General features: G+C 61.4%; 11 protein-coding genes. 9 read left to right on the top strand and 2 right to left on the bottom strand.

The window, feature by feature from the left end:
* The first annotated feature begins 226 nt into the window (after positions 1-226).
* Complete coding sequence (locus R6254_RS21650; protein WP_318409762.1) at positions 227-607, top strand: YciI family protein; 381 nt, start codon at positions 227-229, stop codon at positions 605-607.
* A gap of 344 nt (positions 608-951) precedes the next feature.
* On the opposite strand, the gene R6254_RS21645 is transcribed toward R6254_RS21650, so the two are convergent.
* Together R6254_RS21645 and R6254_RS21640 are read right to left on the bottom strand one after the other, a co-directional pair.
* Positions 952-1,347 (bottom strand): hypothetical protein, encoded by a 396-nt coding sequence (locus R6254_RS21645; protein WP_318409761.1) that lies wholly within the window; start codon positions 1,345-1,347, stop codon positions 952-954.
* Between the two features lie 308 nt (positions 1,348-1,655).
* Complete coding sequence (locus R6254_RS21640; protein WP_318409760.1) at positions 1,656-2,474, bottom strand: hypothetical protein; 819 nt, start codon at positions 2,472-2,474, stop codon at positions 1,656-1,658.
* A gap of 129 nt (positions 2,475-2,603) precedes the next feature.
* Here R6254_RS21640 and R6254_RS21635 point away from each other — a divergent pair, with 129 nt between their 5' ends.
* The 8 genes from R6254_RS21635 to R6254_RS21600 all read left to right on the top strand — a co-directional run bounded on the left by R6254_RS21635 (position 2,604) and on the right by R6254_RS21600 (position 12,523).
* Complete coding sequence (locus R6254_RS21635; RefSeq protein WP_318409759.1) at positions 2,604-3,611, top strand: AraC family transcriptional regulator; 1,008 nt, start codon at positions 2,604-2,606, stop codon at positions 3,609-3,611.
* A gap of 106 nt (positions 3,612-3,717) precedes the next feature.
* Positions 3,718-5,409, top strand: a complete 1,692-nt coding sequence (locus R6254_RS21630; protein ID WP_318409758.1) for an AMP-binding protein — start codon at positions 3,718-3,720, stop codon at positions 5,407-5,409.
* Positions 5,406-7,040, top strand: coding sequence for a carboxyl transferase domain-containing protein (locus R6254_RS21625; RefSeq protein ID WP_318409757.1), 1,635 nt, complete (start codon positions 5,406-5,408; stop codon positions 7,038-7,040). Before R6254_RS21630 ends, R6254_RS21625 begins: the two co-directional genes overlap by 4 nt.
* Before the next feature lie 12 nt (positions 7,041-7,052).
* Entirely contained in the window at positions 7,053-8,192 is a 1,140-nt protein-coding gene (locus R6254_RS21620; protein ID WP_318409756.1) for an acyl-CoA dehydrogenase family protein, read from the top strand.
* A 1-nt stretch (position 8,193) separates the two neighbouring features.
* Entirely contained in the window at positions 8,194-9,084 is an 891-nt protein-coding gene (locus tag R6254_RS21615) for an alpha/beta hydrolase family protein (protein ID WP_318409755.1), read from the top strand.
* A 1-nt stretch (position 9,085) separates the two neighbouring features.
* Entirely contained in the window at positions 9,086-9,865 is a 780-nt protein-coding gene (locus R6254_RS21610; RefSeq protein WP_318409754.1) for an enoyl-CoA hydratase/isomerase family protein, read from the top strand.
* Entirely contained in the window at positions 9,865-10,536 is a 672-nt protein-coding gene (locus R6254_RS21605) for a DUF4126 domain-containing protein (RefSeq protein ID WP_318409753.1), read from the top strand. Before R6254_RS21610 ends, R6254_RS21605 begins: the two co-directional genes overlap by 1 nt.
* Positions 10,529-12,523, top strand: coding sequence for an acetyl-CoA carboxylase biotin carboxylase subunit (locus tag R6254_RS21600; RefSeq protein WP_318409752.1), 1,995 nt, complete (start codon positions 10,529-10,531; stop codon positions 12,521-12,523). The genes R6254_RS21605 and R6254_RS21600 overlap by 8 nt, the downstream gene beginning before the upstream one ends.
* Positions 12,524-12,536 lie beyond the last annotated feature (13 nt).

The raw sequence follows: 12,536 nt of genomic DNA, 5'->3' as shown, positions 1-12,536 counted from the left end.
ACATTCGTCGATTTCTTCTACCCCCGCGTCGATCCGAGCGACGCTATGCCCGTACAGTTCGAGCCTCCAAGACCCGCTATCCCATCAAAAAAAATGCCGCTCAGGCTTAACTGAGCGGCATTGCCCTTGTGGAGCCTTTTTTGTTTTGAGATGTGTTGTCGATGTCGAAATGCCGGCGCACCGTTCGTCGTACAAGAGCGACCCTCAACCCTGAAAGGAGCTTTCCATGAAATACCTTTGCCTCGCCTACTACACCCCCGAAAAATTCGCCGCCATGGCCCCCGCCGAGATGCAGGCCCTGGTGAGCCAGTGCCCCGCTAAAGACGCCGAGTTAAAACAGACCGGCAAGCTGCTTGTCAGCGCCTCACTCGGCGGTCCGCAAGCCGCCTTCGCCTTGCGCCCGCGCGGCGGAAAGCCGCAGCTCACCGACGGTCCTTATGCCGAAGCCAAAGAGATGGTTGGCGGCTTTTTTATCATTGAAGCGGCGGATAGGGACGAGGCGGTGCGGGTGGCTTCATTGCATCCGGCGGCTACTTTGGGTGAGGCGGTGGGGTGGGGGATTGAGGTGCATCCGATTGGGTTTTTTGAGCAGTCATTTGGGCGTTAAACCGTTAATGACGTCGCGACTCAAAGAAGTTCTAGGCTGCCACTCGTGTGCCGCTACAAGGTGATGAACGTCCCTGCTCGAGGATCAATGCTTTCCCAACTAGAATTCGGAATATAGAGTGTTTACTTTGTGAGCCGATCCCTCCGTGCTTGCCACGCGGCCTTTCCGTATATACCCAGCAAAATTCCAATTCGCCCGCAAGGCTTGGGATACTCCTGCACCGTCTCCAAGCTACCGCCTGCAAATGCATCTCAATCGCGGGTCCAGTCTGGCGGTGAAATTCAGGTTCACCGCTGATGTCTTGAACAAGGTCGTATAACTGTTTTTCTAGCACTTCAGCAACGTCATTGAAGGGTGGCGGCTTCATTGCAGGCTGCTTTGGAGGCAGTTTCAAGCGATTCCAAGCGTCCCGTCACCCTTGCCCATCGCTCGTTGCGCTTTTCTAGGAATGCACTAAAGACCTTTACGAAGACGTGAACAATCAAAAGAATGAGCGCTTCGGCATTGGCTAAGAGGAGTACGAACAACTCAAGGCGCCCCACAGGGCCGTCCTTCATCAAGAAACTGACGTTGACCCACACGAAATAGCAAATGGCAAATGTGACAGCGGCACGTTGTCCCCAGCGTGTCACGAGTCGTGTGGCAAACAAACGTTGCCTCGGCTTCAATGCTGACCATGAGATAACGAACGTCGCAAGGCCGCCAATTGCGGCGCCGAGTGCGGTTAACCACCAAGGCATTGTCATTCCTCCATTAAGAGATTTTTGCTACAGAAGAAGGTGTGAACGGTGCATTGAGACCCTTGCTCGCCTGACCCCCTGCAATCTAGAGGGCGAATCCCCGGTCCGTCCCAGAAACACATCCGAAAATTTTTCCTCAATTCAAAATCATCTGTTCAATGGGCTTTGAATTCATTTGCAGCGAGTATTTTTTGCTTTCTCGCTACACACCTAGCCTCGGAATAGCGGCAGCGATGTGATTTCTTGAGTGCGACAGGGTTGTTACCAGAGTTTCTACATTTCTAGTTCTGCGCCGCAACTCTGAAGTCCTAAGGCTTGAAATACTCCTGCACGGTCTCCCAAGCCACCGTCTGCAAATGTTTCGCAATCGCGGGGTCCAGCCCGGCGGTGTACTTCAGGTCCACGGGTGAAGCCTTGAACAGCGTCGCATAAGTCACGCAGGCGGCCAGGTAGCTGCCGGCCAGGCTGGGGTGGCGCAGGTCGGGCACGTACAAGTTCAGCTCGGGCATCTTGGCGATCGACTTCGCAAAGGCCAGGCCAGCCGGAATGACCAGTGCGTTGTTGTCGTTGCCGGCCTGGGTGTAGGCCTCGGCGAGTTCGGTCGTCATAGCCGGCACGTCCTTGTAAGCCCAGGACATGAAGAACACCGGTTTGGCGCCATGCTTGCGCACCGTGTCGGCGTGTTTCTTCGCGTACTCCGTGAAGAGGGGTTTGAGCTGCGGGTGCAGCGGGCACTGGCTGCAGTCCATCATGATCGCCAGGTCGAACAGGCGGTCGAGTTTGTTGAAGCTGACGACATTGTTGGCGCCGAAGGAATACGAACCGACGGCGTTGGGGCGGAAGTAGCTGTCCACGTCGTGCCAGTTCATGCCCGAGCCGCTGATGGTGGCCGAGCTGGCGCGGTGCTTGAAGCCGGGCTGGCCGGCGCTGATCAACTGGCCCACATGGTTGTGCAGGCTGTTGTTGTAATAAAAGAAGCTGTTGCCGATGTAGATGGCCGAGGCGGGCTTGTCGCCGGCATCCGTCACCTTAGGTTTTGTCTGGGCCAGCGCGCCGGTGGTGGCGCCGCACAGCAGGGTGAGGCCAAGGGCGGCGGACAGCAGGGGTCGAAGCAAGCGGTGGTGCATGGTGTCTCCGTTGTTATTTGTGAAGGCAGTCTAGGGGCTTTTGCGGCGCGGCTGCACCGGGTTAGCCCGAAAGCGCCCGCCTGGCATGGCGCGGCGGCATGCCACTCAAACCCTCCTACACTCGCAGGCATGAAGCCTGTTTCCGCCACACCGCTTGCGTTTGTCAGGACGCTGCTGCTGGCGTATGCGCGTTATGGCTTGGACCCCGCAGGCGCCTTGGCCCGAGCGCAGATCACGCCCGACGCCTTGCAGCAGCCGGGCGGCGCCATCACGTCCCAGCAGCTGGAAGTTCTGGCGGCGCATGCCATGCGGGAGCTGGATGACGAAGCCCTGGGCTGGTTTGCGCGCAAGCTGCCCTGGGGCAGTTACGGCATGTTGCTCAGGGCGTCCCTGAGCTCCCCCGACCTGGGCGTGGCGCTGCGGCGCTGGTGCCGTCACCATGGTTTGCTGACCAACAATGTGACGCTGAATCTGTCAGTGGCCAACGAGGTTGCCACCCTGACGCTGCTGGACCAGGGCGTGGCCCCTGCCATGCGCGAATTTTGCCTGGTGACCTTGCTGCGCAACCTGCATGGCGTGGCCTGCTGGTTGATTGATTCGCGCATTCCGCTGCAGGCGGCTGCTTTTCCGTTTGTGGCGCCTGCGCACGCGGCGGTGTACCCGGTGCTATTTCCGGGGCCGGTGCAGTTTGAGGCACCACAGGCGAGCCTGCGGTTTGACGCGCGTTACCTGGCCATGCCGCTGCGCCGCGATGAAAAAGCCCTGAGCGCCATGTTGCCGCAGGCGCTGGCCCTGGTGGTGCGGCAATACCACCGTGACCGGCTGCTGGTGCAGCGCGTGCGCATGTTGCTGCAAAGCCAGACCGCCCCCACAAATGCCGAGGCACTGGCCGACGCGCTGAACGTGTCGCCGCGTACCTTGCACCGCCAGTTGCAGGAGGAGGGCGCTTCGCTGCAGGCACTGAAAGACGAGGTGAGGCAGGCGCAGGCCATGGAGGCGCTGCGCCGCAGCCGCCGACCGATCAAGCAGGTGGCGTTGGCGGTCGGTTTTCGCAATGAAAAGAGTTTTGCCCGGGCCTTTCGGCAATGGACAGGCGATTCACCGTCGGAATACCGGCGCAAGGCGCCCGCGGACTAAGCCTGCTGGGTGGCGCAATTTGCAACCTCCGTGGCCGGCATGAAGCCGCTTTTAGCTCTATGCTTGAGGTCAAATATTCCGGTTTTTGATTCGCATGGAGACAAACATGACGTTAGCCTCACCGCCCCCGGCGGCCTCGAGCGGTAGCCTGGCGCGCGGCGCCACCGATGTGCCGCTGATCGAGCAGACCCTGGGCGATTTTTTTGATGCCATGGTGGCGCGCCAGCCCGACCACGAGGCCCTGGTCAGCGCCCATCAAGGCCTGCGTTACAGCTACCGCACCCTGCAAACCGAAGCGAATCGACTGGCCAGCGCCTTGCTCGGCTTGGGCCTGGTGCCCGGCGACCGTGTCGGTATCTGGTCGCACAACAATGCGCAGTGGTTGTTGACCCAACTGGCCACGGCCAAGGTCGGGCTGATCCTGGTCAACATCAACCCGGCTTACCGCGTGGCCGAACTCGAATATGCGCTTAACAAGGTGGCTTGCAAGGTGCTGGTCACCATGGCGCGTTTTAAAACCAGCGACTACCTGGGCATGTTGCGCGAACTGGGGTCGACCCGCTTGCCGCAGCTGCGCACCACCGTCTGGATCGATGAATCGGGCCAGGGCAGCGAAGAGCCTGGCATGTTGCGGTTTTCCGAGCTGATGGCCCAGGGCGACCCGCTGGACCCGCGCGTGGCCGCCACCGCCAAAACGCTGAAGGGCACGGACCCGATCAACATCCAGTTCACCAGCGGCACCACGGGTTTCCCCAAGGGCGCCACGCTGACGCACCGCAACATCCTGAACAACGGGTTTTTCATTGGCGAAGCCATGAAGCTCACGCCGGCCGACCGCCTGTGTATTCCGGTGCCGCTGTACCACTGCTTCGGCATGGTGCTGGGCAACCTGGCCTGCCTGACACATGGCGCAACCATCGTCTACCCGAACGACGGCTTCGATCCGCTGACGGTGCTGCAAACCGTGCAGGCTGAAAAATGCACCGGCCTGCATGGTGTGCCCACCATGTTTATTGCCGAGCTGGATCACCCGCGTTTTGCAGAGTTTGACCTGTCCAGCCTGCGTACCGGCATCATGGCCGGTTCGCCATGCCCGACCGAGGTCATGAAACGTGTGGTCGATCAAATGCATTTGCGCGAGATCACCATTGCCTATGGCATGACCGAAACCAGCCCGGTGAGTTGCCAGAGCGGCGCCGACGCGCCGCTGGACAAACGTGTGTCGACGGTGGGCAGGGTGCAGCCGCATCTGGAGATCAAGATTGTTGATCCCGAGAGTGGCGCCGTGGTGGCGCTGGGCCGCTCGGGCGAGTTTTGTACCCGCGGCTACTCCGTGATGCACGGCTACTGGCAAGACGAAGCTCGAACCCGCGAAGCCATCGATGCCGAGGGCTGGATGCACACCGGTGATCTGGCCACCATGGACGCAGAGGGTTACGTCAACATCGTGGGCCGCATCAAGGACCTGGTGATTCGTGGCGGAGAAAACATCTACCCGCGCGAGGTGGAAGAATTTTTATACCGCCACCCCAAGGTGCAAGATGTGCAGGTGGTGGGTGTGCCCGACACCAAATACGGGGAAGAGTTGTGCGCCTGGATCATTGCCAAGCCCGGTCAGGTGGTCAGTGAAGACGAAATTCGCACCTTTTGCAAAGGCCAGATTGCGCACTACAAGGTGCCGCGTTACATCCGCTTTGTGACCGAATTTCCCATGACCGTGACTGGAAAAATCCAGAAGTACAAGATTCGCGACGCCATGAAGGCGCAACTGGGACTGGACGAAGAAAGAACCGCATGAGTATTTTTGAAACCAAATTAAACGCCCGTTCGGCCGACTTTCAGGCCAACGCGGCCGCCATGCGTGCCCTGGTGCAAGACCTGCAAGTCCAGGTCGGCAAAGCTGCCGCCGGTGGCGGCGAAGCGGCACGTGCCAAACACATGGCGCGTGGCAAACTGCCGCCGCGTGAGCGGGTGCAGATGCTGCTGGACCCCGGCACGCCGTTTCTGGAGTTGTCGCCGCTGGCCGCGTACGCGATGTACCCGGGCCGGGACGGCAGCGACAGCGCGCCTTGCGCCGGGGTGATCACCGGCATAGGCCGCGTCAGTGGTGTGGACTGCATGATTGTGTGCAACGACGCCACGGTCAAGGGCGGCACCTATTACCCGATGACGGTCAAGAAACATCTGCGTGCGCAGGAAGTGGCGATGCAAAACCGGCTGCCTTGTATTTACCTGGTGGATTCGGGCGGTGCCAACCTGCCTAACCAGGACGAGGTGTTTCCCGACCGCGATCATTTCGGCCGCATCTTTTACAACCAGGCCAACATGAGTGCGCAGGGCATTGCGCAGATCGCGGTGGTCATGGGCAGTTGCACGGCGGGCGGCGCCTACGTGCCGGCCATGAGCGACGAAACCATCATCGTCAAGAACCAGGGCACGATTTTCCTGGGCGGTCCGCCGCTGGTGAAAGCCGCCACCGGCGAGATCGTCACGGCCGAAGACCTGGGTGGCGGCGATGTGCACACCCGCCTGTCCGGCGTGGCCGACTACCTGGCGCAAAACGATGCCCACGCGCTGGCGCTGGCGCGGGCTGCAGTTGGCAACCTGAGCACGAATTACAATCAAAAAGAGGCTCCAGCCCATATGGGACGGGCGCCAGTAGCTCCTGAATATGTAGCGGAAGAGGTCTACGGCGTGGTGCCCACCGATACCCGCAAACCTTACGACGTGCGCGAGATCATCGCCCGCATCGTGGACGGCAGCGAGTTCGACGAGTTCAAGGCGCGTTTTGGCAGTACTCTGGTGACGGGGTTTGCACACATCGAAGGCATGCCGGTGGGCATCATCGCCAACAACGGCATTTTGTTCAGCGAGTCGGCGCAAAAAGGCGCGCACTTCATCGAGCTGTGTTGCCAGCGGAAAATCCCCCTGGTGTTTTTGCAAAACATCACCGGCTTCATGGTGGGCCGCAAATACGAAGCCGAAGGCATTGCGCGCCACGGCGCCAAGATGGTGATGGCTGTCGCCACCGCCCAGGTGCCCAAGTTCACCATCATCATCGGCGGCAGTTTCGGCGCCGGCAACTACGGCATGTGCGGCCGTGCCTACAGCCCGCGCTTTTTGTGGATGTGGCCGAACGCGCGTATCTGCGTCATGGGCGGCGAGCAGGCCTCGTCGGTGCTGGCCAGTGTGCGGCGCGACGCCATCGAGGCCAAGGGCGGCAGTTGGAGCGCCGAGGAAGAAAAAGCCTTCAAGCAGCCCATGCTGGACCAGTTCGAGCACCAGTCCCATCCTTATTACTCCAGTGCCCGGCTCTGGGACGACGGCGTGATCGACCCGGCCGACACGCGGCGTGTGCTGGCGCTGGGTTTGCGGGCCAGCCTGAACGCACCTATTCCCGAGCCGAAGTTCGGCGTGTTCCGCATGTAAAAGGGATCCAACATGTCCAACGTCTCCGTCTACGACACGCCCGAATACGAGTCCCTGCGCGACCAGATCGCCCGTTTTATCGCCAAGGAAGTCGAGCCGTACGCGGCCGCCTGGGAAGAGCAGGGGTTTGTGCCGCGTGAGGTGCTCAAACGCATGGGCCAGGCCGGCTTGTTCGGCCTGATGTACGAGGAAAAATACGGCGGCGCCGACAGCGATGCCATGACCAACCTGGTGTTTGCCGAAGCCTTGTCGCAGTCCACCTTTGCCGGCTTCATCATCACCGTGCTGGTCCACACCGACATGGCCAGCCCTCACCTGCACCACGCGGGCAATGCGGCGCAAAAAGACAAGTACATGCAGAAGGTGATTGCCGGCGAACTGATCACCGCCGTCGGCATCACCGAGCCGGGTGCCGGATCGGACGTGGCGGGCATACGAAGCACGGCCAGGCGTGAGGGTGACGACTGGGTGATCAACGGCACCAAGATGTTCATCACCAACGGCGTGCACGCGGACCTGTATTTTGTGGCGGCCAAGACCGGCCCCGGCAAGCGCGACATCTCCATGTTCATCGTGGAGAAGGGCACACCGGGCTTTACCGTCGGCCGGGCGCTGAAGAAAACTGGCTGGTTGTCGTCCGACACGGCCGAGCTGATTTTTGACAATGCGCGCATCCCTGCGGGGAATCTGCTGGGCGAAGAGGGCAAGGGTTTTTATTCGGTGATGAAAAACTTCCAGACCGAACGCATCGCGCTGGCGGCGATGGCTGTGGGCCATTGCCAGCAGGCGCTCAAGCTGACGCTGGACTACGTGCGCCAGCGCCAGGCTTTCGGCGGGACGCTGTGGGATCAGCAGACCATTCGCCAGCGCCTGGCCATGCTGGACGCCAAGACGCGGGCCGCGCGGCAGTTGATGTACCACTGCGCCTGGCGTGTGACCCAGGGCCACGACATCGTGCAGGACGTGTCCATGCTCAAGGCGCTGACGGGCGAGCTGGTCAACGAGGTGGTGCAGACCTGCCAACAGTTTCACGGCGGCATGGGTTATATCCGCGAGACCGCCATCGAGCGGCTGTGGCGCGACGCGCGTGTGCTGGCCATAGGCGGCGGCGCGACGGAAGTGATGCTGGAAGAAGTGGCAAAGAGATACTGAGATGTATTGCAAAAAGCTCTGCCACCTTGTTTTGTGGACCGCGCTGCTGGCCTTGGCCGGTGTGGGGCATGCCCGCCTGATCGAGACGCAGATGGATTTGCCGGTGAAGGTGGTGGATGCGTATGGCAAACAGATCGAGCAGTCCATCAAGGTCACGGTTTTTTCCGACAACCTCAATCCCAGGCCGGCGCCTGTGCTGGTGCTTAACCACGGGCGCGCCGCCGACGCGGAGGATAGGGTCAAGCTGGGCCGCGCGCGTTATTCCGACGCTTCCCGGTTTTTTGTGCAACGCGGTTTTATTGTGGCCGTGCCCACACGCATAGGTTACGGCGTCAGTGGTGGCGAAGACGTCGAATACAGCGGCAGCTGCAGCAGCAAGAACTACCCGCCCGGTTATGCCGCGGCTGCGGCGCAAACGCTGGCGGTGCTTGATGCCGTGCGGCAGCGGCCGGACGCCGCGAAAGACCGTGCCGTGGTGGTGGGGCAATCGTATGGCGGGGCGACCGCCGTGAACATTGCGGCACTGAATCCGCCGGGTGTGCAGGCCAGTATCAATTTCGCCGGCGGCGGCGGGGGCAATCCCAAGACCCAGCCGCAACGCCCTTGTGCGCCGCAACTGCTGGAGCGCATGTTCCGCAACTATGGCAAGACGGCGCAGATCCCCATGTTGTGGATCTACACCGAAAACGACATGTATTTCGGTCCCAAGCTGCCCCGGGAATGGTTTGACGCTTATGTGGGGGCGGGTGCCAAGGCGGAGTTTGTGCAGTTTCCGCCACATGGCGAGGACGGCCACAGCCTGTTCACACGGGCGCCCCAGGCGTGGCAACCGCGCGTGGGCGAATTTCTCGATTCTTTGGGTTTCAAGGCTCCGGCCGGAAAGGACAACTGAGATGGCACATCTGGAGATCCATTGCGCGTCGTCGCTGGCCACTATCACTCTCAACCGCCCCGAGGTGCGCAACGCCTTCAACGACGAGGTGATCGCCGAGCTCACGGCTGCGTTTCGCGCGCTGGGCGAACGTGAGGACGTGCGTTGTATTGTGCTGGCTGCCAGTGGCACGGCCTTTTGTGCCGGCGCCGACCTGAACTGGATGAAACGCATGGCCGGCTACACGCGCGAGGAAAACCTGGCCGATGCCAGCGCGCTTGCGGAAATGCTGCGTGTGGTCTATGCCTGCCCCAAACCCACGATTGCCCGCGTGCAGGGCGATGCCTACGCCGGTGGCACCGGGCTGGTGGCGGCCTGCGACATCGCCGTGTCGGTGGACAGCGCGCAATATTGCCTCAGCGAAGTGAAGCTGGGCCTGATCCCTGCCACCATCAGCCCGTATGTGATTCGCGCCATGGGGGCACGGGCAGCACACCGCTACTTCCTGACGGCCGAACGCTTTGATGCCGCCGAAGCCTTGCGTATCGGTTTTGTGCATGAGGTGGTGAGCGCCGACCGGCTGGATGGCAAGGTCGCCGAGCTGGCTCAGGCACTGGTCAACGCCGGCCCGCAAGCGGTCAGGCTGTGCAAAAAACTGGTGCAGGACGTGGCCGAACAGGCCATCAGCCCCGAACTGGAACAGCTAACGGTAGAAGGTATTGCCGACATCCGTGTCAGCCCCGAAGGGCGTGAAGGGGTGCAGTCTTTCCTGCAAAAACGCAAGCCAAACTGGATCATCTGATGGCCTCGTTGGACACCGCACAACTGATTGCCCTGGCCGGTGCACTCGGCTGGGCCAGCGGCGTGCGTTTGTACCTGGTCGTGTTGCTGACCGGCCTGGCCGGTTTCATGGGCTGGATTCAGTTGCCGCCAGGCCTGCATCTGCTGGCCCATCCGGTGGTGCTGGGGGCCAGCGGCTTCATGGTGTTCGTCGAGTTTTTTGCCGACAAGATTCCGGGGCTCGATTCCTTGTGGGACGTGGTGCATACCGTGATTCGCATTCCGGCCGGTGCGGCCCTGGCCGCCGGTGTGTTCGGCGCCGACAACGGCTTGATCGCGCTGGTCGCGGCGCTGATGGGCGGCACGCTGGCGGCGACCAGCCATGCGGCCAAAGCCACCAGCCGGGCGGCCATCAACACCTCGCCCGAACCCTTCACCAATGTGGGCGCGTCCCTGGTCGAGGACAGCATGGTGCCCGCGGGTCTCTGGCTGGCGATTGCCCATCCTTTGGTGTTTGTCGGTCTGCTGGTGCTGGTGTTGATCCTCAGCGTCTGGCTGATCCGCCATTGCTGGCGTTTTCTGACGCTGCTGTTTGCGCGTGTCGCCCGCATTTTCAGCGGCAAGCCCGATCCCGGTTTGCCACCGGCTTTCCATCTCAAGTCCCCTTTTTCAAAGAACGACAGACATGTTTAAAAAAATATTGATTGCCAATCGCGGTGAAATCGCCTGCCGTGTGGCTGCCACTGCCAGGCGCATGGCAATCCAGACCGTGGCCGTGTATTCGGACGCCGATGCCGGTGCCAAACATGTCAGCGTGTGTGACGAAGCGGTTCACATCGGTGGCAGCGCGCCCAAGGACAGCTATCTGCGCTGGGAAAAAATCATAGAGGTGGCCCAAGCCACGGGCGCCGAGGCCATTCATCCGGGTTACGGGTTTTTGAGCGAGAACGCAGAGTTTGCGCAAGCCTGTGCCCGCGCCGGCCTGGTTTTTATTGGCCCGCCGGCATCGGCTATCAAGGCCATGGGCCTGAAGGCCGAGTCCAAACAGCTGATGGAAAAAGCCGGCGTGCCGCTGGTGCCGGGTTACCACGGCAGCGACCAGGACCCGGCGCTGCTCCAACGCGAAGCCGATCGCATCGGTTACCCGGTGCTGATCAAGGCCAGTGCCGGTGGTGGCGGCAAAGGCATGCGTGCCGTCGACAAGGCCGAAGACTTTGACGCTGCGCTGGCCTCCTGCAAACGCGAAGCCATCAGCAGTTTTGGCGACGACGCGGTGCTGGTTGAAAAATACGCGCAGCGCCCGCGCCACATCGAAATCCAGGTGTTTGGCGACACCTTTGGCAACTACGTTTATTTGTTCGAGCGGGATTGTTCGGTTCAGCGACGCCACCAGAAAGTGCTGGAAGAGGCGCCTGCGCCCGGCATGACGGCGGCGATGCGTCAGCAAATGGGCGAAGCCGCCGTGGCCGCGGCACGTGCGGTCAACTATGTCGGTGCGGGCACGGTGGAGTTCATCGTCGAGCAACGCGCTGACGGCAGCATGAATTTCTTCTTCATGGAGATGAACACGCGTTTGCAGGTGGAGCATCCCGTCACTGAAGCCATCACCGGCCTCGATCTGGTGGAGTGGCAGTTGCGTGTGGCCTCGGGCGAGAAATTGCCTTTGGCGCAGGACCAGTTGCGTATCAGCGGCCACGCCATTGAGGCGCGTATCTGCGCCGAAAACCCGGACAATAATTTTTTGCCGGCGACGGGCCGCCTGCATGTGTATGGCTTGCCCGACTGTGTGTCCTTCGAGCGGGGCCTGGTGCGTGTAGATGCCGGCGTGCGTGAAGGCGACACGATTTCGCCGTTTTACGATTCGATGATTGCCAAGCTGATTGTCCATGGCGATACCCGCGCGCAGGCGCTGGCGCGTATGGATGACGCGCTGGCGCAGGTCCACATCGTGGGCTTGAGCACCAATGTGCAGTTTTTGCGCCACGTGGTGCAAAGTCGCTCGTTCGCCGAGGCGGACCTCGACACCGCGCTGATTCCGCGCGAGCAGGCCGTGTTGTTCAAGCAGGAAAAAATCGGCCTGCCCGTGGCCGCAGCCGCAGCCGTGGTGCTGACCTTGTTGGAGGAAAAAGCGCTGGAAACGGCCGATCCGTTCAGCAAGCGGGACGGCTGGCGCTCGCACGGCGTGGCGCTGCGGCGTTTTGAGTTCGAGTTTCATGACCAGGCCGCCGCGCAGGCCGAGCTGACCTACCAGCATGACGGCAGCTTGCACCTGGCCGCCGGCGGCCAGGACGGCCCGCTGGTGTTTTCGCGTAGCGGGGACGTGGTTGACATCCAGTTCGGCGAACAGCGCCTGGCTGCGGCCATTTATCGCCGTGGCGAGGTGGTGCATGTGTTTGCCCGGCAGGGCGCGACCCAGATCACGGTGATAGACCGGCTGGCGCATGCGGGGGAAAGCCATGGTGAAATAGGCCGGCTGACCGCACCCATGCCCGGCAAGGTGGTGTCGTTTGCCGTGAAGGCGGGCGACAAAGTCAGCAAAGGCCAGACGCTGGCCGTGATGGAAGCGATGAAAATGGAGCACACGATTGCGGCGCCTGCCGATGGTGTGGTTCAGGAGCTGTTGTACGCTCCCGGCGACCAGGTCACCGAAGGCGCGGAGCTTTTGAAAATGGCCACATGACAACCCAATAGAG

The organism is Polaromonas potterensis, assembly GCF_033446725.1.
GTDB lineage: Bacteria > Pseudomonadota > Gammaproteobacteria > Burkholderiales > Burkholderiaceae_C > Polaromonas.
This window is presented reverse-complemented; position numbering and strand designations above follow the sequence as displayed.

Excerpts from the sequence above, each read along its gene's own strand:
- R6254_RS21650 (WP_318409762.1), top strand. The coding sequence starts at position 227 with ATGAAATACCTTTGCCTCGCCTACTACACCCCCGAAAAATTCGCCGCC.
- R6254_RS21645 (WP_318409761.1), bottom strand. The coding sequence starts at position 1,347 with ATGCCTTGGTGGTTAACCGCACTCGGCGCCGCAATTGGCGGCCTTGCG.
- R6254_RS21640 (WP_318409760.1), bottom strand. The coding sequence starts at position 2,474 with ATGCACCACCGCTTGCTTCGACCCCTGCTGTCCGCCGCCCTTGGCCTC.
- R6254_RS21635 (WP_318409759.1), top strand. The coding sequence starts at position 2,604 with ATGAAGCCTGTTTCCGCCACACCGCTTGCGTTTGTCAGGACGCTGCTG.
- R6254_RS21630 (WP_318409758.1), top strand. The coding sequence starts at position 3,718 with ATGACGTTAGCCTCACCGCCCCCGGCGGCCTCGAGCGGTAGCCTGGCG.
- R6254_RS21625 (WP_318409757.1), top strand. The coding sequence starts at position 5,406 with ATGAGTATTTTTGAAACCAAATTAAACGCCCGTTCGGCCGACTTTCAG.
- R6254_RS21620 (WP_318409756.1), top strand. The coding sequence starts at position 7,053 with ATGTCCAACGTCTCCGTCTACGACACGCCCGAATACGAGTCCCTGCGC.
- R6254_RS21615 (WP_318409755.1), top strand. The coding sequence starts at position 8,194 with ATGTATTGCAAAAAGCTCTGCCACCTTGTTTTGTGGACCGCGCTGCTG.
- R6254_RS21610 (WP_318409754.1), top strand. The coding sequence starts at position 9,086 with ATGGCACATCTGGAGATCCATTGCGCGTCGTCGCTGGCCACTATCACT.
- R6254_RS21605 (WP_318409753.1), top strand. The coding sequence starts at position 9,865 with ATGGCCTCGTTGGACACCGCACAACTGATTGCCCTGGCCGGTGCACTC.
- R6254_RS21600 (WP_318409752.1), top strand. The coding sequence starts at position 10,529 with ATGTTTAAAAAAATATTGATTGCCAATCGCGGTGAAATCGCCTGCCGT.